Annotated in this window: 24 protein-coding genes; 20 read left to right on the forward strand and 4 right to left on the reverse strand. The window is 43.8% G+C overall.

The features are described from left to right. Positions 1-14: 14 nt before the first annotated feature. The 5 genes from V3V99_09360 to V3V99_09380 all read left to right on the forward strand — a co-directional run bounded on the left by V3V99_09360 (position 15) and on the right by V3V99_09380 (position 4,856). Complete coding sequence (locus V3V99_09360; protein ID MEE9442859.1) at positions 15-437, forward strand: Rrf2 family transcriptional regulator; 423 nt, start codon at positions 15-17, stop codon at positions 435-437. Positions 438-450: 13 nt separating this feature from the next. Then, on the forward strand, positions 451-1,386 hold the full coding sequence (cysK, locus tag V3V99_09365) for a cysteine synthase A (GenBank protein ID MEE9442860.1): 936 nt from the start codon (positions 451-453) through the stop codon (positions 1,384-1,386). Positions 1,387-1,846: 460 nt separating this feature from the next. Further along, positions 1,847-2,836, forward strand: coding sequence for a hypothetical protein (locus V3V99_09370; protein ID MEE9442861.1), 990 nt, complete (start codon positions 1,847-1,849; stop codon positions 2,834-2,836). 89 nt (positions 2,837-2,925) lie between these two features. Beyond that, entirely contained in the window at positions 2,926-3,522 is a 597-nt protein-coding gene (locus V3V99_09375; GenBank protein ID MEE9442862.1) for a hypothetical protein, read from the forward strand. Positions 3,523-3,650: 128 nt separating this feature from the next. Beyond that, positions 3,651-4,856 (forward strand): PD-(D/E)XK nuclease family protein, encoded by a 1,206-nt coding sequence (locus V3V99_09380; GenBank protein MEE9442863.1) that lies wholly within the window; start codon positions 3,651-3,653, stop codon positions 4,854-4,856. An 81-nt stretch (positions 4,857-4,937) separates the two neighbouring features. On the opposite strand, the gene V3V99_09385 is transcribed toward V3V99_09380, so the two are convergent. After that, entirely contained in the window at positions 4,938-5,462 is a 525-nt protein-coding gene (locus tag V3V99_09385) for a hypothetical protein (GenBank protein MEE9442864.1), read from the reverse strand. 12 nt (positions 5,463-5,474) lie between these two features. Then, positions 5,475-6,995: a tetratricopeptide repeat protein gene (locus V3V99_09390; protein ID MEE9442865.1), complete on the reverse strand. Its 1,521-nt coding sequence runs from the start codon at positions 6,993-6,995 to the stop codon at positions 5,475-5,477. 297 nt (positions 6,996-7,292) lie between these two features. On the opposite strand from V3V99_09390, the gene V3V99_09395 reads away from it, so the two are divergent. The 3 genes from V3V99_09395 (at position 7,293) to V3V99_09405 (ending at position 12,177) form a co-directional block, all read left to right on the forward strand. Continuing rightward, positions 7,293-8,561 carry a hypothetical protein gene (locus tag V3V99_09395; GenBank protein MEE9442866.1) on the forward strand — a complete coding sequence of 423 codons (1,269 nt, stop codon included), beginning with the start codon at positions 7,293-7,295 and terminating at the stop codon, positions 8,559-8,561. A gap of 113 nt (positions 8,562-8,674) precedes the next feature. Next, positions 8,675-9,913: a terminase family protein gene (locus V3V99_09400; GenBank protein MEE9442867.1), complete on the forward strand. Its 1,239-nt coding sequence runs from the start codon at positions 8,675-8,677 to the stop codon at positions 9,911-9,913. A gap of 398 nt (positions 9,914-10,311) precedes the next feature. Further along, positions 10,312-12,177, forward strand: coding sequence for a hypothetical protein (locus V3V99_09405; GenBank protein ID MEE9442868.1), 1,866 nt, complete (start codon positions 10,312-10,314; stop codon positions 12,175-12,177). On the opposite strand, the gene V3V99_09410 is transcribed toward V3V99_09405, so the two are convergent. Next, positions 12,152-12,853: a hypothetical protein gene (locus tag V3V99_09410; GenBank protein ID MEE9442869.1), complete on the reverse strand. Its 702-nt coding sequence runs from the start codon at positions 12,851-12,853 to the stop codon at positions 12,152-12,154. The genes V3V99_09405 and V3V99_09410 overlap by 26 nt on opposite strands. Before the next feature lie 75 nt (positions 12,854-12,928). Here V3V99_09410 and V3V99_09415 point away from each other — a divergent pair, with 75 nt between their 5' ends. The 11 genes from V3V99_09415 (at position 12,929) to V3V99_09465 (ending at position 22,347) form a co-directional block, all read left to right on the forward strand. Next, positions 12,929-13,240, forward strand: coding sequence for a hypothetical protein (locus V3V99_09415; GenBank protein ID MEE9442870.1), 312 nt, complete (start codon positions 12,929-12,931; stop codon positions 13,238-13,240). After that, on the forward strand, positions 13,227-13,664 hold the full coding sequence (locus tag V3V99_09420; protein ID MEE9442871.1) for a hypothetical protein: 438 nt from the start codon (positions 13,227-13,229) through the stop codon (positions 13,662-13,664). Before V3V99_09415 ends, V3V99_09420 begins: the two co-directional genes overlap by 14 nt. A 73-nt stretch (positions 13,665-13,737) precedes the next feature. Then, positions 13,738-14,157: a hypothetical protein gene (locus tag V3V99_09425; GenBank protein ID MEE9442872.1), complete on the forward strand. Its 420-nt coding sequence runs from the start codon at positions 13,738-13,740 to the stop codon at positions 14,155-14,157. Between the two features lie 12 nt (positions 14,158-14,169). Continuing rightward, on the forward strand, positions 14,170-15,273 hold the full coding sequence (locus tag V3V99_09430) for a hypothetical protein (protein MEE9442873.1): 1,104 nt from the start codon (positions 14,170-14,172) through the stop codon (positions 15,271-15,273). A 51-nt stretch (positions 15,274-15,324) separates the two neighbouring features. Further along, complete coding sequence (locus tag V3V99_09435) at positions 15,325-16,737, forward strand: sialidase family protein (GenBank protein ID MEE9442874.1); 1,413 nt, start codon at positions 15,325-15,327, stop codon at positions 16,735-16,737. 1 nt (position 16,738) lies between these two features. Next, positions 16,739-17,551: a hypothetical protein gene (locus V3V99_09440; GenBank protein ID MEE9442875.1), complete on the forward strand. Its 813-nt coding sequence runs from the start codon at positions 16,739-16,741 to the stop codon at positions 17,549-17,551. A gap of 12 nt (positions 17,552-17,563) precedes the next feature. Next, positions 17,564-17,938 (forward strand): hypothetical protein, encoded by a 375-nt coding sequence (locus tag V3V99_09445; protein MEE9442876.1) that lies wholly within the window; start codon positions 17,564-17,566, stop codon positions 17,936-17,938. Positions 17,939-17,946: 8 nt separating this feature from the next. Continuing rightward, entirely contained in the window at positions 17,947-18,171 is a 225-nt protein-coding gene (locus V3V99_09450; protein ID MEE9442877.1) for a hypothetical protein, read from the forward strand. A gap of 42 nt (positions 18,172-18,213) precedes the next feature. Beyond that, positions 18,214-19,653: a DNRLRE domain-containing protein gene (locus tag V3V99_09455; protein ID MEE9442878.1), complete on the forward strand. Its 1,440-nt coding sequence runs from the start codon at positions 18,214-18,216 to the stop codon at positions 19,651-19,653. Between the two features lie 2 nt (positions 19,654-19,655). After that, positions 19,656-22,004, forward strand: coding sequence for a hypothetical protein (locus V3V99_09460; GenBank protein MEE9442879.1), 2,349 nt, complete (start codon positions 19,656-19,658; stop codon positions 22,002-22,004). 16 nt (positions 22,005-22,020) lie between these two features. After that, positions 22,021-22,347, forward strand: coding sequence for a hypothetical protein (locus V3V99_09465; GenBank protein ID MEE9442880.1), 327 nt, complete (start codon positions 22,021-22,023; stop codon positions 22,345-22,347). Between the two features lie 63 nt (positions 22,348-22,410). Here the strand turns inward: V3V99_09465 and V3V99_09470 are convergent, their stop codons facing one another. Beyond that, positions 22,411-24,588: a dockerin type I repeat-containing protein gene (locus V3V99_09470; GenBank protein ID MEE9442881.1), complete on the reverse strand. Its 2,178-nt coding sequence runs from the start codon at positions 24,586-24,588 to the stop codon at positions 22,411-22,413. A 140-nt stretch (positions 24,589-24,728) separates the two neighbouring features. On the opposite strand from V3V99_09470, the gene lipA reads away from it, so the two are divergent. Further along, on the forward strand, positions 24,729-25,592 hold the full coding sequence (gene lipA / locus V3V99_09475; protein MEE9442882.1) for a lipoyl synthase: 864 nt from the start codon (positions 24,729-24,731) through the stop codon (positions 25,590-25,592). Positions 25,593-25,615: the final 23 nt, after the last annotated feature.

The following is a 25,615-nucleotide window of genomic DNA, read 5'->3' on the forward strand; positions in this document are numbered from 1 at the left end:
GGGGTGGACGATTTATGTTTTCAGCGAAAGCTCATTATGGTCTGAAGGCGGTCATTTATTTGGCGAAAATGGCCGGCAAGGGTCCCGTACAGGCCAAGGAAATAGCCAGTTCACAGAATGTTCCGGTCAGGTACCTGGAATTATTATTGTCTCAGTTGAAAAAGGCCAGAATAATTAATTCGAACCGAGGGAAACTGGGAGGTTACTTTTTGGGGGAGCAGGCTTCCAGTATAAAAGTCTATGATATAATTATCGCGTTGGAAGGTCAAATTTCTTTTATCTCGTCTCATGAAATAAAGGAAAACGATCCCATAGAGATGGTAGTTGCCGATTACTGGAATTCGGCTCAAGATTTGTTGATCCGGAGTTTGCAGCAGACAGGTATTGAGGAATTGCTGCAAAAGGCCGATTCGGACGAACAGATGTATTACATTTAAGTGGAGATTGGTTATGTCGAGAATATTAGATAATGTCATAGATTTAATAGGCAAAACGCCTCTGTTGGCGCTTGATAGAGTAGCAGGCGGATTACCGGCCAGGGTGCTGGGCAAAATGGAATCACAAAACCCGGCTTCATCGGTAAAGGATAGAATCGGATATGCCATGATAGATGCCGCCGAGGAAGAAGGGCTGCTTAAAAAAGGTTCCGTAATTATAGAGCCCACGTCCGGAAATACCGGCATCGCCCTGGCGTTTGTGTGTGCCGTCAGGGATTACAAGCTAATTCTTACGATGCCTGAAACGATGTCGGTCGAGAGACGGAATTTGCTCAAGGCATACGGAGCGGAAATAGTCCTGACTCCCGGAGCGGAAGGTATGAGCGGGGCGGTATCAGCCGCCGAGGAGTTAGTAGATAAGTATCCCGGCGCGGTGATGTTGCAACAGTTTAATAATCCTTCTAATCCATTGATTCATGAGAAGACTACCGGACCTGAAATATGGGAAGACACCGAAGGTAAGGTTGATTTAATTGTTACCGGTATAGGTACCGGCGGTACCATCATGGGAGTGACCAGATATATTAGAAAACATAACCCGGACTTCAAGGCTATTGCTGTGGAACCTGCGGCATCGCCGTTTTTATCGAAGGGTGAAAAGGGACCTCATCCTCTGCAGGGTATCGGAGCCGGTTTCAAGCCTGATATTGTTGATCTTGATCTGATTGATGAAATAGTGACTATTACCAATGACGAAGCGATTGAAACGACTCGGAATATTGTCAGGCAGGAAGGGATTCTGGCAGGAATATCTTCGGGGGCCAATGTCGCCGCGGCGATAAAAGTCGCGTCAAGGCCGGAAAATAAGGGCAAGACAATTGTGACTTTGATTTGTGATACCGGGGAAAGATATCTGTCGACCCCAACGTATACCGATTTTGATTTTTGATACAGCCGTTTCAATTTAGAATGACTGAAACAATTTAATGTTTCATCATTAGACACGGGGGGATTCATTAAGTCTATTTTCAATGATTAATTAGTTTTTTTCTCGCCACAAGTTGTTGTATGACAGCAAATAAAAAAGCATTTTTCGCACACCCGCTCTTTTTAGTCATTCTGGCACACTTACTGCTTAAGTAATAGTAATTCAATTCCTCATAGGGGGCCGTGAGGGGAAGAGAATGACAAGAGTTATTGCCCTCTTGAATTGCAAAAGGGGGATATCATGGAAGGTTTGAGGGGACCTCAAGGATATTAGAATCAAAAGGGGGATCAGCCTGCAGAATAACTGCAGGCTGATTTTTTTTTGTAAATTTATACGCACGATGAACTAATTGCCTCATATCCTTTATTTATTGTATTATAGTTTCAAGAATTATGTATAATTCATGTATGAGGATAACTCAATGATTGGCGATTTGATTGAAAGATTTGCGGTAGGTGAAACGGGCCGAGTCGACTGTCCGGCGGTTAAAGATCATATTAGAACGTGTATTGTATATCCAGATTATCTTTTTTATGCCGCTTTCATATCAGTGAGAGGTGAAAATTACGGAAATAATACCGATCATTACCGATTTGAATGCCGGTCGGGGTGGTTTTGGAGAAAATTAATATCGTTGTCTTCTCATCTTTATAGGATAATTCGGCTTGCTCGTCAGTCTGACACAATTGAAACGTACAGTTTTTCAAGCAAATTGGATTTTCCTTTCCTGTTTGTAACTGCTATGATGTGCAGGCTATTTGGAGTCAAAATCATACATCATGATTTTTGCTTTAATCAAAATAATGAAAGCGGAAAGACGCAATGGCTATATTGTCTAAGCGATTTAGTAATGATTGGCGATGAGACCAGACGGGTCAAAAGTTATTTATCCTCCACTGCCTTTGCCCATTTTTGTGAATTCAAGAATTTGGCGGAATACAGGAAAACGCAGAATGAATCGATTGCCCCCAGAGTTATGATATATGGTGATTTTGAACTGAAGAAGAATATATCCATAGTGAACGGAGCTTTTGAGATAGTAAAACAAAAATATCCTCGGACAGAATTTATCCTGATATGTCCGACATTCTATGGCGAGGATCGAATGGCGGTTATCGAAAATAAACCGGCAATAGATATTGCGCGACCTGAAGATGAGAATCATTTAAGAGATATATATGCCGAGGCAGATATATTGGCAGTTTTGTCTTCCGGGGGTTTGAATCGTTATTTTATCAAACGAGCTTATGCGGCCGGATGCCCGGTAATACTGAATGATATAAATTATTCGAATACTTTTGATAACCGAAAATGTATCACAATATCCCGGGATAGTTATAGCTCCTTGGCCAGCGAAATTATAAAGCTGGTTGATGACAAAGATTATTATGGCACATTTTCCGAAAGATAATTTCTGAAATATCTTAAATCTCACACACCATAATTTTTATCCGGTTAATTTCTTTCATGTCTTTCCGATAGACTATAGAGGAGGAAGATATGAAAACGGGATTGATATTCCTGGCTGCAGTAATGCTATTACCCACTTTTTGTCTCAGCGACAGTGGAACCGATTTTATAATTAAGGGTGGATTTGTCGATGATTTTCAACATCCAGGACTGCGTCTTCCAGATCAAAATTTCGATCGCCAGGATCTTGCGGGAGGGCAGTTTTATTTTTCGCAACCCGAGATATTTGATTTAATAGTCGGAGTCGACTTGTTTCAGCAAAAGAGAGATTATTTATTGGAAGGACATGAAATTAATTTGCGCATGAGGGATATGGCCGTAACGGCTTCGTTAGTTATTCCTATTGAATTTTCATCATTAGATTTATTTATCGGCGCGGGATGCGGTTCGCATTCATTGGCATTTGAATATGTCAGGCCTCGGGATTTATCATTGACCGCAAACGGCGTAATTATCCCGGAAGTATCTACCTATTTTGGCTATCATGCTATCGCCGGGATGAAATATGATTTGCCGGGTTTACCGGTTGGTATATATGCCGAAAGTAAATTTAATCGCGTAAATTTGCCGGCTGAGGATATTGAATATAAGAGTTTCGCGATGGGAATATTTTTAAGTCTTCCTTAAGATCTTTTAAACTAAGAAAATGTCCCCGGAATCATTGAACGATCCGGGTTTTTTATTGCCCGCGAATTTTCACATTCGTACAATATAATTGAAATTGAAATGGGATAAATCACAATCCGGGAGGTTACGTGCCTGTATATTCATATTCGAGAATAGGGTGTTTTGAAAATTGCCCCCGCCAGTACAAGTTTAAATATATTGAAAAACCGCCTATTGAAAAAGTGACCGGAATCGAGGCGTTCATGGGCACAATGGTTCATGAAACGCTCGAAAAATGTTATCGAATGGTGATGTCTGAAAGGGTTCCTGATGAAGAGGAATTGATCGCGATTTATAAGAGAGGATGGTCTGAATCGATTCCGGATAATCTTAGAATCGTCGATTCGGAGTTAACGGGGGATGATTATTGTAGAATGGGAGAGAAAGCATTGCGGCGGTTTCATCAAAGACATTTTCCTTTTGATGATGAACTTACGATTGGTCTTGAGAAAAACATCATATTTTCGCTCGATGAAGAAGGCCGGTTCAAAATGCAAGGCTATATTGATCGATTATCCCGGGATAGCTCGGGGCGTTTGCGGGTTCAGGATTACAAAACCGGGGGGCGATTGCCGACTCAGGAGGAGATTGAGTCAGATACGCAGCTGGCTTTATATCAGGTTGCGGTCGATGAGATGTGGCCGGATAATAATGGCATCGAGCTGGTCTGGCATTATGTGCGATTTGATACGAGTTTGGTGTCGCACAGGAGTTCGGAGGAGTTGGATAATTTATGCTTGGAATATATTAAGAAAATAAAGAGGATTGAGAAGGCGGTTGGCCTGGATGATTTTCCGGTTAATGAAACCCGGTTGTGTGACTGGTGCGAGTATAATTCAATATGTCCGGCAAAGGTTGATATAAATTCTAAAGACGGGGAGATGCAGACTGAATTATCATTATCGGGTGCGGAAAATCAGAAAAAGTCGGTCGATCAGTATATCTCTAATGAAGCGAGAATTAAAAGCCTTTCTGAGGACCAAAAACGGTTAAAGGAGAAATTACTGGAGCTTGGGCATGAAGGCCGCGATATTTATATCGATGGAAGTGGGGATAAGGGGGTATTGATATCGATACGAAAAACTGAAAAGCTGCCGACCAAATCGGCTGATTCGAGGAAATTTGGAATAATAAATGACGTGATATATGATCGCGGATTGTATGATAAATATTCATTGCTTGATATAAGAAAAGTACAGAAGGCTTTCGATAATTTTGATTTTCCGGAAGAAGTTCAGGAAAGGTTGGCTGAGTTGACAGAAAAAACAACTAAGGCATCAATAAAAATTAAGTAGCAATTTGCCTTGTAATTGTTCATTAGCAAAAAAAGACGCCATTCTGATAGGCGTCTTTTTTAGTTTGGCTTTAAAAAGGGACTATTTTTTTGTTTCAATTTTCAACGCGGGGATGATTGTCTTGGCTTCGGTGTCAACCAGCATGAGATGATTGTTGGGGGCGTAAAAAGCGGTATCGACCGCGAATGGTCCCGGCTTTTTTGAGCCAATGACCGAAATATATACTTTCCCTATTTCGCCCTGCCCGGGTTCCAGGGGCGGCTTATCCGGGCCCATATAGGCTATGCCGCCGAAGTGCATGACCTGACCGATGGAATCGGCCTGCATATATTTTTGGGCGAAATAGTCAATTCTGGTTCCGGCGTAAGAGACACTGTCAACGACGAGTTTGGCGATTCCGGCCGTATATCCGAGGGGTATATCCAGGGCGGCGAGTTCTTCATCATTCCACAACTGGACGGAGATCATCCATTTGCCGTCTTCAATTTTATTGACAACCAGAGTCAGGGTATCAATCGCGCCGACAGGGTCCGATTGAGCCATAGATGTTCCTGATATTAAAATGGAAAGGGCGAGAATCAAAAAGAGCAGTTTATTGTATTTCATTTATCCCTCCGTTTATTGCAAGGATTCTATATTTATATTTGTTTTTTCGTCCTGGTTAATAATTGTGCTATCGGTGGTTCCGAATTCTTTATTTAGCCGGTCGAGGTAGTTTTGGGCCCGTACTGAATCACCCAAGTCTTTATAGGCGATAGCGGCCGCGTTATATAAGGCCTTGGCGCCGATTAATGACTTTGGGGCCAGGGTATGAATTCTTTCAAGAGTTTCAAAAGCATCTGGAATTCGATTGGTGTACCGATATATATCGGCCATATATGTATAAGCGGCGAGCTCAGTCGGCTGACCCTGCTTATTTTCCGCGGCCTGCCGGTAAAATTCAAGGGCTTTTTTATACCATATATCTGCCAATTCAATATCGCCGTCCGCCATGAAATATTCGGGTATAAAACGGGCGGCCTGGAACGCCGGTTCGGTATAGGGGTAATTGTCAAGCAGCCATTGAAATTCCAGAAGGGCGCGATCCCAGTCATTGTCGGCTTGAAATGACTGGGCATAAACCAGTTGAGTTTGAGACATGAGGCGTGGGCTATAAGGAAATTTCCTTTTTAAATCGGCAAAGTGCTTTCGTCCTTCGACATAATCACCCTTGGAACAATATATTTTTCCAATGTCCAGAAGCATTTGTCCTATAATAGCGCTATCCGATTTCCGGTCGATAATAGAATGATACATTTCCAGGGCGCTATCGAGTTTGTTTAGGGGGCCGTTAAAAATATTGCCAATCAGGATAGCCGAGTTAATATCAAGTTGACCGGTAGTGTCTTTGATATCATAAAGCTGGTCAATAGCATCACGCCATTTTTCAGCAAGGGCAAATACTCGAGCAGTATGAATCCTGGCTGAACGATTTAATTCCTGATTACTCGAAAATTCCGATTTTAATCTGCCATAGTATTCCAGAGCGCTGTTGGTAAAGCTGGCAAACCGCCGATCATCTTTTAATGATTTCGATATTTTAATCATATCCAGCGGTATATTCATGATATTTATATTTACTCGCTGCTTGTAATCAAGTGGGGGGAAATAATTTTCAAGGACTCGGTCATATATAGCAAGGGTCGAATCATACTGTCTGAAGCCCTTATATGCTATGGCGAGATTAAGTTGGGCCGAAACAATATCATCGGGCAGGGCTGGAATTTCATTGCCTATGCGCCTAAACGCGGCGATTAGCGAATCGACCTGTCTTCCGGTCTGATAATATCTTGCTAAATGCAGTTGTGAGCCGAGGGCAATTCGGGCCATTTGTCGCAAAGTTATTGTATCGGCGACAATATTCTCATCGGTTTTATGGCGATGATAATAGGCAATGATATTTTCGTGGGCGGTTTTTAATCTCAAATTATCATCAACTGTTATCAGTTCGGGTTGAATGCTAAGTTGCTCCGTCATCTTTTCGGCCTGAAAGGCGATTTTTTCCATTTCATAGCGGATTCTTGCAGGGCTATCCTGAGTACATGCCGCTATGATAAATAAACTGGCGATTATGGATAGTATCGTTGCTAAACGAGTCATATTTGAAAATCTTATCAATTGTTTGTTCCTTATACCAATATATTGTTCTTAAAGCCCCAACAAAGTCAATTTTGGATCACTTAATTGAGAATTTACGAAATAATTGTCAAATTAGTGACTCTTTTTTGCGCCTCATCAATTTTCGTTACTAAAATGGCCTATAAGAATTTAGTTGATTGGGAGTAATATGTCAAGAAAAGCGATTGCATTTGATTTTTCGGTTTTTTCAATTTCAAAGGCAATTTTGTAATATTTCCGAATGTTCCCCATTAATAAAAAGCAGGCGGAGGTATCTCAATGCGCGAAAAACAAGACAAGTATAATGATGTTTCAGAACCGGTTATGGTTAGTTCGATTCGGGGCGACAGGTCGATAAGAGGCCGGTTAGCCGACAAAAGATTTTTAAAAAACAGTTTAAGCTTTCAATCCGGGGAATACCGGGAAAGTAGATTTCGGATTAAATTGTATCGTTTTATGGCGGAATCAATTCCCCTGGTTAGTTCGGTAATCTGGACATGGAGCCGTCTGGCGGCGGCTCCGGGGAAATTTCATTTATTGAAAGATAATAAGCAGATTGAAAATAGTCAGGCCCAGCGGACTATTGAGGAGTTATTCAAACGGATTATTAAGGAAAATTTCGGCCACAGCGGGTCGGAAAACGAAATTTTGCCGGCATTTTTCCAATCGTTGTTTCTGGACGGGAATGTCGCGGGACGGTTTAGATTGCATCAGGATCTATCCGGAATTGAGAGTTTTCGATTTTTTGATATGTCCAAAAGCGAAGTTAAAATTTCATCTCAAGGAGATATCAAAATTACGTCAGCGGATGAAAAAGGCGAGAGAACATATTCAGGGAATGATTTATTTTTTTACGGTCATAATAGCGATTTATCCAATCCGTATGGTAAGTCGATTTTAAAAGCGGTATCATTCGTTTCATACGTGGAACAGCAATTGGTAGATGATATGAGGCGAGCGACGCATAATGCCGGTTATCACAGGTTGCATGTCAAGATAAAACCACCGGAAAAGAAAGAGGATGAGAGTGATGAGGCGTATGTTCGCAGGGCCAATGGCTATTTTGACGAAACAGTTTCGATGATTCGTGATATCGAGACGGAAGATAATCCGGTAACCTGGGATGACGTCGCGATCGAATATATCGGTCCGCGGACGCAGGGTGGCGTTCGCACAAGTAACTGGTATTTGACGCATCGGGCAATGATTGAGGAAATTTGCAGCGGGACGAATTTGGCGCCGTTTCTTCTGGGATATTCCTATAACACTACGACCAACTGGGCTCAGTTTAAATATGATTTGGTCATGCGCCAAGTCCATTCGGCGCAATATGCGGCCAGGAATTTTATGAGCTGGCTGGCAAATATTGAATTGGCCTTGAAGGGATTTAATCTGAGGGCGGACTGGGAATTTGATAATAGTTTTTCGGCTCTGGCAAAGGAGCAAACCGAGACTAAAAGCAAACAGGCGGCCTATATTATCGATTTGTTTAACGCCGGATTGATTGATCGTGACGAGGCCGCGAAAAAAGCGGCAGGGTTAATTTAATCGGAAACGGTAAAAAACTCTTTGAACCGGGTCGAATAATTTGGAGAAAGGCTCTGCGCGACCCGGTTTATTTTTCTCAAAAGGTATTGGGGATAAATCCTCACCCGGGTCAGGTGGCCTGGTTACTTGGCTCTAATCGTCCGGAGAATCTGTTGGCAACCGGTAATCGCTGGGGTAAATCATACGTTCAGGCGATAAAGATTCTCCATCGCGCGTTATTTAAAATTCGTTCCCCGGAAAATGACGGCGACGGTCATTATAATATTGTGGCGGCGTCGATAACCCAGGATCAGGCCAATATAATTTTTAATACCGCAGTGCGAATTGTGCGGTCGAATCAGTTATTTTCGGGATTGGTGAAGTCAATTAAAAGAACGCCGTATCCGATAATGATATTTGGCAATGACGCCGTTATAACGGCACGAACGACCCAAAACCGGGGCAATTATTTGCTAGGCAATGATTATGATTTTTTTTCGTTTGATGAAGCCGCATTTGAGATCGAATCGGAGTATGTGATAAATGATGTTATCATGATGCGGCTGGCTGATAGAAACGGTCGATTGGATTTGATTTCAACACCTAATGGTAAAAACTGGTTTTATCGGCGGATGTGTGAGTTGCAAAAGGATTCCGAACGAGGGTATGTGCAGTTCGGGGATAGTCGAGATAATCCTTACCTTTCGAGGATGGCACTGAAAGCGCGATTAAAACAGTTGCCGGCGGATCGCGTGGCTCAGAATATAGCGGGGCAATTTATTGATAACAATCGGACGATATTCTCTTCGGTAGATATCGACCGGGCTTTGACGTCAGGAGAACTTGAATCATTTAACTCCGAACGGAAATATATTTCGGGGTGGGATCTTGCTCGCAAGCAGACCCATACGGCAGGGATGACATTCGATGTTACCGATAAACCGTATAAACTGGTCGCATTTGATCGATTTAACAATCGCGATTGGTCGGATGTGGTAGCAGCCATCAGGCGCCGGCAGGATGAGTATAAAAGTAAGTTAGTCGTTGACGCGACAGGGTTGGGCGATGTGATTATCTCCGAGTTATCGGATTTAAAACCTGAAGGAGTGGTTTTTACGCCGAAGACTAAATCGGAGCTATTGGGGAATTTGTTGCTTCTTCATAATCGCAAGGAAATAAGGTATTGTGATATTGTTCAATATGAAGAAAAAGGAATCCGGTGGAGTCTGGAAGATGAGATGCGGGAGATAACGTGGGAAAATAATAACAAATATGACGCCGTGATGGCTATGGCACTGGCCGTATGGCCCAAGAGAAATCGGATTTTATTCCCAACCAGCGGTCCGGTTCCGGTCAGGGTTTCAACCATATAAAAAACCGCCCCAGGGCAGGGGCGGTCGGAGCGCTGATTTATAATTTAAGAATTGTTGATTTTACAAACTGTATACGTCGGCAAAGGTGATTATCATTCCCAGGATAAAGACGATTAGTCCGGCCAACCAGGCGTATGATTTTTTTCTTTTTTTGTATGTGACCATGATACCCGTCTCCGTTTGGCGTTTGTATATGGCAGTGCAATGCATGTGCCTGATTGGTGTTCAAAATTTGAACAGCGCTAACCGCTTAACGTATAACAAAATCCAAAACCATGATTGATAATTGGCAATATGTCCGGAATTAGTTTGCAAACTAATGTTAAACTCGGACGATATTAACGGCAAATTACCGCAGATTATGAAACCTCCGGCTTAATTAAAAAGCTGGAGGTTGAATGGCTAAATTATCAGGACGGCTGACAGCCAAGCTGGCCGAAAAGAGCGAAACATACGATCAATCGTTGGTTGACGAAATCAATCAGCGAATTAAACCACCCCGACCAATTCTAGAAAAAGATGTTTATATCCGGGCCATGTATATCGTTTCGGATAATATTAATAGTCAAGGGGGACGGTTTGGCGAAAATGAGCTTGATGCTTTGACAGAATTGATTATTGACGCGCCGGTGATGATTGGGCATCGCCGTGATAGTTTGCCGGTGGCGCGGAATTTCAAGGCTGAAAAAGTAACAGTTGACGGGCGGCAATGGGTCAAGACTTATTTCTATTGGATAAAGGACAGTGAGGGCGCCGTTGACTTCAAGAATAATATAGATGGCGGTATTTACAAGGAATGCTCAATAAGCTTTTTGTTTTCTCTGCCCGAATGCAGCATTTGCGGTAAGGATATTCGGCAATGCCATCATGTGCCGTTTGAAGAATATGATTTGCCCGAAGGGGGCCGGGCAATTACACACTTCTGGTATCGTAAAATTGAAAAAATACTTGAAACATCCCTGGTTTTCAGAGGCGCAATCCCGGATACACGGATTACGGACAAATTGCTGGAGAAGGATAAGGAAAAAGTACTGTTATTTTCTAAAACAGAAATTGAGGATGTATCAGATTATAAAATCGGCCTTTCGCGCTCACGCCTGGTTTGCCTGAATCCGAACACTTCGACGATTCCCAATGGTCAGAAATTTTGGATATGTCCGTATCAGCCGGGATTATTAATCAGAATTAAAAAGCAAAACAAAAAAATCGATTATGAGTCACCGGTTTTGCTGTCGGAAAATATCCGGGACCATTTGAATGCTGTTGTAAAGCGGGTGCCGGGGAAATCATTTATTATTGACACTCTTTTGTATGCCACCCGCGGCAAAGACCGATTAAGCGGTTACGGATTGGCACAGCTTTTGGAATCGGAACGGCAATTGCATCGCTTAAAAATTCGGTTTTGTGATCTGCTGGAACACGAAGGCGAGTCCTTTACGAAGAAGGATTACGCGTCTCGTTTGGAGAGGTTATCCGGAATTTTTAATAAATATCCTGAAATTGAAATTTTCAATCCTGTCCTGATTACTCAAGACGAATTATCAAAAAACCTCATGAAGGATAAATCAACCCGATTTAATTTCGGTCTCGAAATACTCACGGAAGATGACGCAAAAGGTCTCTCACGATTCTTAACCAATGGGAGTAATTTGATCGCAGGGGAAGTGAAATCGGTTGACAAAAGAAGTAAGTCACAAGTGACTTGCGGAGTGAGTTTGATTCATGATCGGGATACGACGCTTCAGATAAAAATACCCGTGCATGATGGTATCAATCCTGGTACGGTTCTTTTATTATCCGAGAGAAATGGGAATTCTAAAAATAAATCTGACAAGTATCAGGTAGTGGATATCCTGGTTGGAATGGGTGCGGATCGAATTGATGTTTCGCACTATGATAAAAATCAGGAAACCGTCATGTATGCCTGTCAGAATGATAAGCAAATGATGGTCGAATTTATATCCGGCAATAATATTTACCGGGCTTTAATTTATTATTACTCGCAAAGGCTGCTCAATCAAAAGCGAAAATTTATCGCTGACTTAAAGATTACTCGGGCAGCTAATAAGGAAAATATACGGGGCGAAGAGATCCGTTTGAGTTCGGTGACCGCGGCCGGGAAGCTAATTCGTTTGAAATTGGCGGATAAAACCAGGTTGTTCGGGGATTGCCAGACATTATGGCTACGGCCGGTTCTTATTGACGGAGAAGAAAGATATTTGTTTTACGGCGGCAGCGTTAATTATCAGCGAGAAGAATTATAAGACGCTGGGTTGCGGCCGCTTTTGAAGCGAGCATCACCAGGCCGACGTTATCAGCATAGTATTCGTCAACGGTCATAAGGGTATCGGTAGAAAGTTCGTTTAAGAAAATATGCGAGCGAAAGTGATAAGCGTTATAGGAACTGGTGGGGAGGATGACTTCGCTTCGTTCAATAAAAGTACGTTCAGTAAAAAAGCCATAATTCAGATTGAGGAATGAGGTTCGAATTTCGCCAGTATCTGTTACGAACGGCGGAGTCGTTATATATAGAGTCGAACCAATTGAATAGGAACGGGGGAGAATAACAGGAGTGGGCACGAAGAATAATGTATCAGGCGGCGTTGCGTCGAGCCGAATCTGACCGGAATGCAGAACACCGATGTTATCAATAGTCAGCAAGTCCCGGGCGGTATCGTTAACGGCAAGCTGAACCTGGTTGTTTTGGCCGGATATGATATCAATATTTAAAAATGTTGTGTCAACATCAACGGAATAGTCGGGATAGAATGTTACCAGGCTGTCAAAAATGACATAACGAAGCTGGTGGTCCCGATTGAGGCCAAGCAAATCAGCCCCATACGGGTATGTTACGGCTACGGGTTTTTCTGAGGATTTATTACATCCAAAACTGATTATCGAAAATGAGATCACAAGGATGATGAGTATGGGATTTTTCATAACATGATTCCTTTTGATTTTAGTAAAGCGGAATTATTGCCATTATGTCAATAAAAAAAAGGAGAGGTTACGAAGATGAACCAGATAATTTGGTCTCGCGTTAAATCTTTTCAATCAATTTTGATGATATTGATAACACTGGGATATCTCCTGGGGACGCATCTATCCACGATTAATAGTCTGAAGATGGCTTTGGTCAGTAAGGCAGAACGAAGCGAAGTGGATATGCTCGACAAAAAACTTACAAGAATTGAGGTAAAGCTGGAAGAGGCGCTTATATCGAAACAGGAAATTTTCAATCTGCATCAACGCCTCGAAAGAAAATTAAATGAACTGGCTGTTGAGATGCAGCGATCAAGTGAAAGGGCTGAAAATGCCGGAAAATAATATTGAGACTATCTGTCAATCGCTATTGAACACACTGAAACAGCTAACGAATACTACTGACAGGCAACTTAGGGATGGTGATAAATCAACTCCAAGAATTGAAAAAATAGATTTTGATAAGTTACATGATGAATTGGGATTTGTCGCATCACATCTTAAGGATTATTCGCGGAATAAGAATGACAATGATTTGTCACGAAAATGGTTAATTGATCGTATTTGCGCGTTTCGTCGGGCTCGCAGTTTTTTGCATAGCCAGTCATCTCAGGGTGATTTTGACGAATTAAATGATTGCACGATGGCGACGCTGATTAGAGAGTATGAAAATCAGGCATCACAATTGCGGCGAAACATAAGTAACAATTCAAGACTGTCTATTTCACGCGCCCGACACGGCGCGGAGTTCGCTCAATATAAATCTTAAAATTGGATGAGGGAAGTTTTCCCCGGCTGGAGTTTTACGAAACAGGCCAGTCTAAGTAACGAAAGGAGAGCTTGTGACTATACGCGCTCAAAATTTAGAAGCGATTAATCCGGTATACGCAACTTTTAATATCCATCAAACCAGCAGTGTCGATGATTTAAAAGACGCCAATATCGGAGAGCCGGTAAGTCTTACCGGAAATTATGAAGCGGGCCAGACATCGGCCGGTTCGATTTTATTGGGAAAGCTGGTGGCTCTGACTCTAACCGACAACGACGGCGATCGTTTGGCGACCGTGCAAATCGGCGGTATTTGCACTCTGGCCGTATCCGCTACGGTACCGAGCGTGGGTAATCGAGTTGTTGGCGGAACGGCAGGTACTGTCAAGCAGGCGCCGGTTCTGGCGGCTGATGATCCGGCCGGCGGTAATATTGACCGTGGTACGGTTATCGCAGTCAGCGGTTCTACATCCTGTACCTTAATTCTCAATTAGGAGGAAATGAAAATGAATCTGGATAGATTTTTCGCAGGTCAGGCCGGTACCGGTTTTTTGGAGATGGCCGAAGCCGAACCCGAAAAAACCGGTCCAATTGATCTTTCGCGTGCGTCGGAAATCGAGGTGTCCCGTGATACATATCTTGAGGCGCAATCACGCGGTGTAACTTTGAGTGATTTACTGGAAACGGAAGATTATGATCCGTCACAGTACGGATGTCCTCTGGACGCCTTTGAACGACAGTTGGCGTTAAGCGGTATCAAAATCGGCGGCAAAAACAGTAGTACGGTGGATTTGTTTTATAAAAACGCACCGGCGCTGCTTCCCGAGTTTATCCTTCGCGAAGTTCGCAAGGGACAGATGATGCGCCCTGAGCTGGATCGATTGATTTCCGGTAGTACGGTTATCAACAGTAACCGCTATACGCCGTTTTATATCGATACATCGGATACGACTAAGTTTTCGCTGCGTCCGGTGGGAGAGGGGGCCGAGATTCCATCACTGACCGTTAATGAGCAGAAGCATTCCATAAACGTTATGGATTACGGCCTGGCTCTTAAAACCTCGTACAAAACCCTGCGGCATCGCAGTACTTCCCAGTTCAAGGTATTGTTATGGTATATCGGATTTAGACTACAAACCGATAAGATTGCTCTAATAGTCGATACCATCGTCAACGGCGACGGGAATGACAACGCGGCCAATACTATTAATTCGGCTTCATCAGGAACTCTGGCATACGCGGATCTGGTTAAATTGTGGGCGGAATTCGCGCCGTTTGAAATGAATCATATCATCTGTCACATCGATACGCTCAAAACTATTCTGGCCCTGGATGAATTCAAAGATCCGCTGGCCGGATATCGTTTTCGTCGGACGGGTGAATTGTTTACTCCCCTGGGAGCAACATTGGTGCGCAGTGATGATGTCGCGACCGACAAGGTTCTCGGCCTTGATTCACGTTTCGCGGTTGAGGAAGTTATCAGTCAGCCGCTGATGGTCGAATTTGATAAAATTATCGATCAGAAGTTTGAGGAAGCGGTCATTTCCGAATCAGTATCGTACGCCAAAGTAGTCAACGAATCGTCATCGGTGCTCGATTATAATTTCTAAACTAAACCTATTAGCCCGGTCCGTACGGATCGGGCTATGATTGAGGAATAAATGGACAAGTATATTGCCAACAGCAGCGCTACGAATCCGCTGGGGATTTCAACCGGGAGAAAGTGTTTCCGCGTAACCAGCGGTCAATACGCCAATCGTCTGGCCATATTATATGCCTCGTCTTCATCAAATATAGTGTTAGTTTCTGCGGATCCCCCGTACACAAACATTTCGTCTCCGACAACGATTGTGACTGATTCGGCAGATATGCCTTTTGACGCCGAGATGGATTCCGACGGCAATATTTATTTTGCATATACAATCGGAACGAGTAACAATCTTGGATTCGTAAAGCTAACATTTAGCGGTGGAGTTTGGTCGGTTGGATCACCTGTTATAGTGTATAACGCGGATGATAATTATTACCCCTCGCTCTTGAAATTGACTTCAGATGAGATTGGTATCGCATTTACAAGGGAATCAGGGGGAAACAAATATATAAATTATAAAAAATCAACAGATGATGGGTCGAGTTGGGGCACTGTATCCGATCCGGGAGATACCTTGACTTCGGGGGCGGCTTCGGCTTTTGGACAATTATTGGAATCTCAGGGGTTTGTTTATACATTTTATACCGAAGGGGGAACAGGCTTTGGTTATCGCCGGCGGTCGGTTAGCGGATCGACCTGGGAGAGTGCGGTATCACTGGCAACCGGCTCAGGGTTTAGTGAGAATTTTGATACTGCCGTCAATCCCGATGGACGTATCGGAACCGCATACGCGACCTCGAGCGGATTGATGTTTCGTGAGTATTCCGGTTCGGTCTGGTCGGGAGAGATGTCGCTCGAATCCAATACGGTTTCGAATCCATCGGTAACATACCAGGGAGGTATACCATTTGTTACTTACTCCCGCAGTGTAGGGAGTAATATGGATGTTGTTTATTATACCAAAAAGGAAGAAGATTCTTTTTCTACGCCTGCCATTCTTGATTCACGAAAATCGTTTTTTCAGAGTCTGCTGTTATATGACGAATCGGCCGGTTCTATCGAGGATTTGACATCCGCGGGATCGTCAGCCGATAGCGCGGATATTCTTCATTCGGGCACCGGAGCGATGATGGTCGATTCGGGCGATTCGATATTTTTTGGAATGGACAGGCCGTTTCATGCTTTGAATTTAATATTGTCGACTGCCGGCGAGGGGGGCGAAGTTCTTTGGCGGTATTTTACCGGTCAAACCTGGCAATCGTTCACACCATCATCAGGCGCCTGGCATTTCACAACGACGAATCATGACGTTTTATTATGGGCGGATTATTCGTCTATCCCTGATGATTGGCAGAAAAAAATACTTAACGGCGCGGCCATGTATTGGGTGGCAGCGACGGTAACCACGGCATATACAACCGCACCGATTGGTAGTCAAATAACGGCGGCGTCCGATTTGGGAGCGGTTTCGGTAAAGGATTAATATGAGTCTTACCAGCATCAGCACAGTGCGCAAGCATTTATATCGATTAAATCTGGGACAAAGCGAGATCAGGAATTTTGCAATCAGATTGGTATCGGATAATCATGTAAGTTTGCCTCATTCGCATATTGTAACATCATCGGAGGCTATCAAGGCGATTGAAAGCAGCGTTCCCACTCAAGAAAATATAACATTGAATGATGATCCGGTTTCTTTGTCAAATCAAATGGTTGCGGCCGGAACGGTTGTGTGCGCCAATGATAGTTCGCTCACAACCGTTTATCAGGAAAATATCGATTTTTCGATCGACTATCTCAACGGTACGGTACGACGTATTGAGGGCGGGTCAATTTCATCGGGAAGCACCGTATCGATTTGGTATTTGTTTTATCATGCCTATCAAAAGAACATTGATTACACAATTGATTACACGCGAGGTCACGTCAATAGGCTGGCTTCAGGCAGCATCGAAGATGGCCAGGAACTCCTTATTGATTATCAGTTGGGGGCAACCGAATTTTCGGATGAAGAAGTAAATCAATGTATTTTGGAGGCCGAGGCTGAAATTGGATTATTGATTGACGATTCATTCAAAGAATCGGTGGACCCGGCGCTCCAAACGGCCGCGACATACTTATCCCTTTCGCTCCTGTGCCGTAATTCGATCGGCTTTGCTCAGGCGGGGGCATCGAGTAGCACCAAAGATGCCAGATTGTGGCTGGAACTTTCGGCCTCGTATAGGGAAACAGCAATGAGGCTGTTGAATTGGTTTCGCCCCGAGAGCCCACTTTTACATACACCAAAATTGACTTAAGGGAGAATTGAGATGAGTACGACGCTTGCCTATTTACGAGGCCGCCGGGCGTGGCTTATAGAGAATTTATCCGTATGGGGAGTTGATAATGACGCCGAATTTTTTATTGCGGCGCTGGAAGTTGTCGGCTCCGATAAACGGATCGGATTTTGGAAAATATCGCTGGGCGGGCAGCAGCAAGAAATCACATTCTCAAATTTAATCGATAATCGAGGCAACTCACTGCCAGCTGCGATAAAGAAACCGGCTATTGTAATCATTCCGCGATCATCACAGGGGGCGTTTATCAAAAACGTGTCGGGCGATTCCGGATTCACAATCGTGCGGAACGATGAAGATTCGGCTCCAGCCCTCGTAGACTTATTAATTTTTGAAATCGGAGCATAAATTGAAATATGGGCCGGAAAAAAAAGAGGCGGTTTTCCTCGGATAAGGAATTATTGAACTTCCTGAAGAACACAATTGTCGATCAGATTGAGGAAGGAAAAATCAGCCTGAAAGTAGGTGATTTTTTGAAAATACTGGAAATTCAAAGAAAGCTTTCTTCGGATAATAATGCCGAAGCGAAATTTTGGGAAATTATCGAAAAAATACGACAGGAGGAACTTGGCAGTGAATAGACATTTACACTATTTCAGGTGGATAAATCAGGGGGAATCCTAATGCGGTTTATCATCCTGATATTTATGCTTTCGTCTGTTTGCATGGGGCAAACGCCTGTCGGCTATAATAAATGGGAATTGTCTGAAGGAAAATACCAATCTCAATTCGGCGGGATATTCCATAATTACATGAAGCCCGATTCATCCTGGGCGGAGATTGAAAATGACTGGATAAGCGACGGCGATACGCTGTTTACAAATTATCGGGCGATATTGCAAAGCGAAGTTACGGATAAAGGGCAATCGGTTGTCACGCTCAAATATAAAGGCAATACTTATACCGTTACGCAGATACCGAAAAAATTAATCTGGCTCAAGACCGATACATGGGATTGGGTTGATATATTCCCATCAACAACATGGCCAACTCCGACAGTAAACGGGAATATTCTATCGTGGAATAATATTTTCCCCGGCGTCAACTATCGGATTACTAAACGTAACGGGGCGGTTCCCCATGCGGTAATGTTTAAGCCCGCTTTTCTCGATTCGGCGGTGACGCTATATAATCAACGGGCCGACTCATCCACCATCGCATTAGGGAATGTGAATGAGTATTCATTGACGGGCGTGGACAATGCTGATATTGGGATTGGGAACGTCCCAAAGCGAGTGCTGAAGAAACTGAAGGATTTTGTTTTTGAAATCAGTCAACAGAGATTATGGCATGATACGGTTCATACAGATATTCAAGTATTGCAAAGATGGGTCAAGCTCGCCGGGAAGATTTACTGCATCGAGTACATGATGATGTCGGACGTTAGGCAATTCCACGAAGATAATCCAACAGAAGTAATCTGGCATAACACGGAGACGACACTTGATAAAGACGATATTGACGATTGTTTTCTTGAGATGAATGACGCTGATGATAATAATGGTACGGGCAATGTGATTAATTTAACGGAAAGCGAGTTACTTCAATTAAATGGTTTGATGTATATTGATATATCTGTTATAGGTTCTGACCAACAGGTTGACTCATGCTATTTAGACCTGTTTCGGGTTACTCCTAATCATAATGACAGCCAAGTATATGTGGCACCCATGACTGCAACGTGGATTGAAACTCAAGCAACATGGAATGACAGGATAACCGGCACAGCCTGGTCAACGGGCGGTGGCGATTATTCGTTATGCGGTGGCGAATGGTGTGACAGTTTAACTGATATGGGGGACTTTGGTTATTTTCAGGAAATCGGAATAAAGAGTCTGGCTGATGGCGGTCTTGCTGAAGTGGTCGAGGATTGGATTGACGGAACAAGTACAAATTATGGATTGATGATGCAGACCGAATATAAGGGTGGCGCAATGATGATTAGCTCTACTGAAGAATCGGGCACGGGCAGGGCACCCGAATTGATTGTCTGGCATAGTGACGCCGAGGAACCGCCGAGTACTACATCACGCAGAAGAAAAGTATTAACCGGAGGTCGATAATAATGAAGAAGATATTTTTATTGCTGATGCTTTTAACCCTGCTGCCGTTCAAGGTGGGGTGGTGTGATTTCCTGGGAATTAAAAAGGTGAGTGAGTTTATATCCATGCCGGTACACCTGGCTCTGGATTCCTTATATGGAATACCTCGCACACCTGATTCGGTACATATTGTTACCTTTGCCGATAATGGGAATGTGACGGCGTATAACGCGCGCAGTACCACTGCTCCATTTTCGGACATAAGCATTGACACAAGCAACCAATATGGGCAAGTGAAATACTGGCTCGTTGACCAGATTCAGGATATAGATGGCGCGGGAGGGCATTATACGCTCGGCATTCAGGTATCCACTTTTTATAATGATATCCCGACATTTTCCTTCGGGACGGTTCAAATAATCAATGATTCCCTGGAACAATACTTGAGCGCGGCCGAGGATTCAGCGACCAATGCCGCCGTGAATTCTCTGGCGGTTCGAGATACGGCTCAATATCTCATTACCGCTACGGACGTTAATATAAGCCAGATTTCCGGGGACGCTACTGCTGCGAATAATTTGGAAACCATGCTTGATGGGACGGGCGGACAGGTATTGTCGCTTGGCAGGTTGGCTGTCATTGGGACAAATGGGGCAAGCGGTTCGGTAACGATTGATAATAATGATGGACACGGAATTGTTATTGAAGGCAATAACGGGAATGCTATCTATGGTTATGTTCAAAGCGGGACTAATCATGCCAGCCTTTACCTTCAGGGCTACGGAGCCGCCCCCGGACTTTATGCGAGGGGTGGCGCAACTGGTGCGGGAGTGCAATTTATTGGTGGTAGTACATCCGGTGACGCAATATCAACATCAGTGACGACCGGTAACGAACTGGATGCCAGCTTGAGAGTGGAATTGGTTGATGATATCTGGGATGAAGACACAACCGGACATAAGACAGAACCCAATATGGGATATTGGATAACGCAAGGAGGCGAAGTAAGTATATCCGATGCCGACATGACGGCCATTTCCGATTCAACCTGGAATAAGGCTTTCAATACGGCATTCACGGCCGGAACTATGGGTGATTCTCTGAATAATAAGACTTATGTGCAGGGGGCCGCATCCGGACTCGATTCTGCGACGGTTCAGGGGGCTGTAATTGCGGCCATGAACGCTGATACAACTTTGCAATTGAGAACAATTACTGTAACCGGACATAATAACGAAGATGCCGTGACATTCACCGGCTCAGGAACTGGTATAGGATTAAAAGTATTCGGCGGTACAACCGGCGACGCGGCATATTTCCGGGGCGGGACAACATCGGGCAATGGTATCACAGCCTGGACGTATGACGGGCATGGCATAGCCATTTATGGTTCGAAAGAAAAATCCGGGTTTTATGCCGAGGCTCAGGATTCCGGAGCAGGAATGTATTTACTCGGCGGTGATGAAGCCAACGCCAGTGAGTTGGCAAGCGGATTACGTGTAAAAGCACCTCGTGATGATGCCGTATGGCTTAGCGCCGGCGATCAGACCAATGTTCACGGAATTCAAGTAGATGGAGGAACAGGAAATGGTGGAGACGCTATCAGGATTCTTGGCCGGGGCACTGATGGTCATGGAATTTCGATAACTTCTGAAAGCGGAAATAATCTTGATTCCGAAACTCGATCTGAGATAGCTCAGACTTTTTGGGGATACGACATCGATAGCGCCTGGGTAGCGGGATCATTCGGGGATTCGGCAAAGACCTGGTCAGATAAATCACCCATTGGAGCCGGCAGCTACCCGGTAACGCTAATTGCTTATGATACCGCCAATAGCATGATTGTTTCCAATGTTAGAATGTCGATATTCAATGTCGATTTATCGTCATTGTCGGCAGTGGGATTGACCGGTCAGCAGGGCAGTTTACAGGTTAATCTAAATTCGGGAGATTATGTCGTTTCCTGCCTGGCGCCGGGATATATGTTTAACGCTTATGATACGATATCTATTTCCGGATCTCAGACTGACAGCCTTATGGGGTATCAATTTGATCCGGGTGCTCCCGCGTCACCTGATTTATGCCGCGTGTACGGTTATTTTTATTCGGTGGACGGCCAACCCATAGAAAATGTTGAGGTGACGGCGGCTTTAGTCGGCAATGATATTCGAAAGGATAACTTGATCATTAGTCCCTACAAAAAATCCACGACGACAAATTCGAACGGTTATTTTTATCTCGATTTGATTCCGTCTGCAAATATGAACCCGGCGGGTTCGCAATACATGATTTCAGCCAGTTATCCGGCCGGAACTATCCTGAAAAAGACGATAATTGTACCGGATGACGACAACTGGCAAATAAACTGGTAAAAGAAAGAGAGGATTTATGTCAATATTTTCAAGCATAACCGGATTTATAGGCGATAATTTATTGGCTCTTGCCGGCGGAATATGGGCGCTGGCCGGCATCATTATATCTTATGTGGCCAAAAAATATTTGATTCCAATGCTTAAAGTTGAAAAGAGAAGAAAATATGCCGGTTGGATTGCGGCAATCGCTGATGAATTGACTGATGATCTGGTCGCCAGATATCCGGGGAAAAAATGGATTGAAGAACTGGATAAGGCGGTAGATAAAATCATTGAAATCTGCGGCATTAATAAGGAAGTGGCCGAACGAGCGATTCGAGCCGCAGCCCCTCGGAAGGCTTAACCCAAAAAATAAATCCGGTCAGAAAATTGACCGGGTTTTTTATATTCAATTTTCAGTCTCATTTTATTTCGGCGTTGGTCCACCCAGAAAGAGATAATTATAAAGGTAAATTACGTCAGCCAGATCAATGGTTGAATCGCCGTTGATATTGGCGGCTTCATTTCCGGCGGGTGGAGGAGCCGAATGCAGATAGACATAATTTATCAGATAGATTAGATCACCCGGATTGACAAAACCATCATCATTTACATCTCCCGGGATGTAACTTTGAGCCCCGTCATTTCTAACCGGTACCGATGTAATCCATGAATTGTTATCAGTATCTGTCGCCTGAGCTGTCAGGAAATGCAGTTTATTCGGTTCCAGAGTTGAAGTATTCCAGACCATTCCCCAACCGTCGGAATCATTACCGTCATAACCATAACCGTTTCGGGGGAGGTTCCAGTCATCAGGATACAGGCTGACGATAATATCAACTTCGTACCAAATTGAATTATAGTTCAGAGTGAGGATTCCATATAGTTCGTGAATGGTATAATCCGAAATCGTCGCAGTAACCGGGTCAATCAAAGTCAGTGTATGGTCTTCATTATGACGAGCAACGCCTTTGTTACCGGCCAGTATCAACCACAACCCGGGATTACCCGACAAACCCAGCATGGTCGTATATTCATTGTTCAAGCCCCAATCATAAATATCGGCGATGCCGGGATTACGATTTGCCTTGACCGAAAATCCTCCGCCGTGAGATAAAATATATTCGTTTATTCCGGCGATGAATTCTCCGTCATAGGTTCCCATATTTTCTTCAACGCGCATGGCGGAGAATAATCGTTGCATTAACTGGTCGTCAGTTAAATCTGTAAAACCCTCCCGAGTAATATCTGAATATCCTTGATGGGACCAATACTTCAGCGCCATTGCGGCCACCGCAGGGCCGGAACAGAAATCGCCAAATTCACCGGATGCTGAAGAATTACCGTCGAATTGATTGCCGTTGGTATCACCGCCGAGATTTTGATTAATAATCGGAATCGCCAGGGTGTTATCGATCGGTTTGCTTCTTCCCGAAAAAGTCATATAACTTAAATTTTCGTCGGGACAGGTAAGCTCAACATCAATGTTACCTGATACATTATGCCCCATAAGGGGATTTATGAAATTCGGAATAGGCGGGGTCGGATCGATATGGATCGTAATCTGAGCTGTATCCGCCTGGCCAAGAGTATCTGTTAAAACTGCCCTGACCTGATAATCTTCCTCTGGCAGGTCGGTGGTATTCCAATAATATGAGAGCCCGTTACCCAAGCCGGAAGAAATAATTCCGTTTCTCAACGGTGGATCGTCATCCTTATCGGTAGCAAGATAAATCCACGAGCCGGTTTGTTGATAATAAAAGTCAGCGCGGGCAATTATTGAAGATCCTGAGATATCATTGACCCAGAGGTCAACGCCGGAACCAACATCATCGTTTGGCTGCGGAGAAATAAATTCTGCGACCGGGGGCGGATCGGTGCCGCCTCCGGAATTTCCTCCGGGAAAACCGCTGGAATATAGAATCATTCGTCCCGGAAATGTTTTTATCGGACCGGTACCATCGGGATTGGTATAAACCGTATCAAGGTCAACATAACCATATCCCCAGTCATTATATGAGACGCAGCCAACGGGCGTGTCGTCGGTAACAATGGCCGCTATCTGCGGATTGCCGGAAAAGGCAATATATAAACCAACAAAAAAGGGTCCTTCGACAACTACCGGACTATCGAGAGGAACGGTGATAAAATACAAATCTTCGGCGGGGATCACATATTGATAAAGAGGAGTTATATCAAGCATCTCTCCCGGATGGGGACAGCCGGGAACGGAATTATCAACCGCTTCGATATCAGCGGAGAGATGAAGGATTCCAATGTCAACACAATATAGTATTAGATGGACTTGATTGATTGAAAAGGGGTATGGATTGGTACAAGTGGCCGATGGATTCTGGTAGACTTTGAATAATTCATTACCCTCAACCCAGGGATAAACGAGCCAGGCTGGGTCTCCGCCTTCATATACGGCGCAAGTGTCCAATGCGCTTATGGAAGTTGAAGCGCCTTTTGGCAGGATTGATTTGGGTTTGATATTTTCGAGAGATTTAACTCGCGAAGCCTCTTTTCCATGGCTTGATATTGTAAACAATAGCAAAAATGATATGAAAATTCCTATGACTTTTGAACGGAAGCTGAATTTCATAAAATCTCCAAAAAACGACAGATTGCAATGTTGACTGTTATTATAAATATCGAAAGGGAAAAGCATAACTTAATGAAAGATTGTGGTTTAAAATTAGAATTAGCTGCGTATATTAGTATTGGCAATTTTCGAAACTTAAGATGAATATGACAAAGAATAATTTAAGACGGCCTCCGTGGTTCAAAGTGACCGCTTTTGGCGGAGATAAATATCACGATGTCAGAAAACGGTTGCGGGGTTTGACTCTGCATACCGTTTGCGAGGAAGCAAATTGCCCCAATCGAGGGGAATGTTTCAACGCCGGTACGGCGTCGTTTCTTCTATTGGGACCGAAATGTACTCGTAATTGTCGATTTTGTGATATTGCCAGCGGCAAGCCCAATCCTCTTGATCCGACCGAACCTGTCAAGGTTGCTGAAATGGTCGAATATTTGGATTTATCTCATGTTGTCTTGACTTCGGTTACCCGGGATGACTTACCTGACCAGGGTTCGCGACAATTTGCCCGGACAGTTGCCGAGATTAAAAGAAGATTACCTCAGGCGACTACAGAAATTTTAACTCCGGATTTTCATGCTCGTCCGGAATTGATTGATCTGGCATTAAGCGAACGGCCGACGGTTTTCAATCATAACGTCGAAACCATACCTCGCCTATATCCCGAAGCCCGACCGCAGTCAGAATATAAACGATCATTGAGAGTATTGGAATATGTTATAATCAATTATCCGATAATATTGGTCAAGTCCGGCATTATGGTTGGACTTGGAGAAACGGTTTCGGAGCTCAATGAACTTTTCGCCGATCTGGCCGCTATTAAAGTCAAAGTATTAACTATTGGTCAATACCTTTCACCTTCGAAACAGCATGCCCCTGTACGCAAATATTATACCCCCGAAGAATTTTCGCAATTTGCGATTCAGGCTGAAAATTCGGGTATTGAAAAGGTTATTTCCGGCCCTCTGGTAAGATCCTCCTATCGTGCTCATGAAGTTTTGCAATAGATAATTTCCGGTTTTGTACCTAA

It is taken from the genome of Candidatus Zixiibacteriota bacterium (genome assembly GCA_036480375.1).
Taxonomy (GTDB): domain Bacteria; phylum Zixibacteria; class MSB-5A5; order GN15; family JAAZOE01; genus JAZGGI01.

Excerpts from the sequence above, each read along its gene's own strand:
- V3V99_09385 (MEE9442864.1), bottom strand. The coding sequence starts at position 5,462 with ATGAAATACAATAAACTGCTCTTTTTGATTCTCGCCCTTTCCATTTTA.
- V3V99_09390 (MEE9442865.1), bottom strand. The coding sequence starts at position 6,995 with ATGACTCGTTTAGCAACGATACTATCCATAATCGCCAGTTTATTTATC.
- V3V99_09440 (MEE9442875.1), top strand. The coding sequence starts at position 16,739 with ATGAGTCTTACCAGCATCAGCACAGTGCGCAAGCATTTATATCGATTA.
- cysK (MEE9442860.1), top strand. The coding sequence starts at position 451 with ATGTCGAGAATATTAGATAATGTCATAGATTTAATAGGCAAAACGCCT.
- V3V99_09410 (MEE9442869.1), bottom strand. The coding sequence starts at position 12,853 with ATGAAAAATCCCATACTCATCATCCTTGTGATCTCATTTTCGATAATC.
- V3V99_09470 (MEE9442881.1), bottom strand. The coding sequence starts at position 24,588 with ATGAAATTCAGCTTCCGTTCAAAAGTCATAGGAATTTTCATATCATTT.
- V3V99_09420 (MEE9442871.1), top strand. The coding sequence starts at position 13,227 with ATGCCGGAAAATAATATTGAGACTATCTGTCAATCGCTATTGAACACA.
- V3V99_09415 (MEE9442870.1), top strand. The coding sequence starts at position 12,929 with ATGAACCAGATAATTTGGTCTCGCGTTAAATCTTTTCAATCAATTTTG.
- V3V99_09455 (MEE9442878.1), top strand. The coding sequence starts at position 18,214 with ATGCGGTTTATCATCCTGATATTTATGCTTTCGTCTGTTTGCATGGGG.
- V3V99_09405 (MEE9442868.1), top strand. The coding sequence starts at position 10,312 with ATGGCTAAATTATCAGGACGGCTGACAGCCAAGCTGGCCGAAAAGAGC.
- V3V99_09465 (MEE9442880.1), top strand. The coding sequence starts at position 22,021 with ATGTCAATATTTTCAAGCATAACCGGATTTATAGGCGATAATTTATTG.
- V3V99_09445 (MEE9442876.1), top strand. The coding sequence starts at position 17,564 with ATGAGTACGACGCTTGCCTATTTACGAGGCCGCCGGGCGTGGCTTATA.
- V3V99_09430 (MEE9442873.1), top strand. The coding sequence starts at position 14,170 with ATGAATCTGGATAGATTTTTCGCAGGTCAGGCCGGTACCGGTTTTTTG.
- V3V99_09435 (MEE9442874.1), top strand. The coding sequence starts at position 15,325 with ATGGACAAGTATATTGCCAACAGCAGCGCTACGAATCCGCTGGGGATT.
- V3V99_09450 (MEE9442877.1), top strand. The coding sequence starts at position 17,947 with ATGGGCCGGAAAAAAAAGAGGCGGTTTTCCTCGGATAAGGAATTATTG.
- V3V99_09395 (MEE9442866.1), top strand. The coding sequence starts at position 7,293 with ATGCGCGAAAAACAAGACAAGTATAATGATGTTTCAGAACCGGTTATG.
- lipA (MEE9442882.1), top strand. The coding sequence starts at position 24,729 with ATGAATATGACAAAGAATAATTTAAGACGGCCTCCGTGGTTCAAAGTG.
- V3V99_09360 (MEE9442859.1), top strand. The coding sequence starts at position 15 with ATGTTTTCAGCGAAAGCTCATTATGGTCTGAAGGCGGTCATTTATTTG.
- V3V99_09460 (MEE9442879.1), top strand. The coding sequence starts at position 19,656 with ATGAAGAAGATATTTTTATTGCTGATGCTTTTAACCCTGCTGCCGTTC.
- V3V99_09375 (MEE9442862.1), top strand. The coding sequence starts at position 2,926 with ATGAAAACGGGATTGATATTCCTGGCTGCAGTAATGCTATTACCCACT.
- V3V99_09370 (MEE9442861.1), top strand. The coding sequence starts at position 1,847 with ATGATTGGCGATTTGATTGAAAGATTTGCGGTAGGTGAAACGGGCCGA.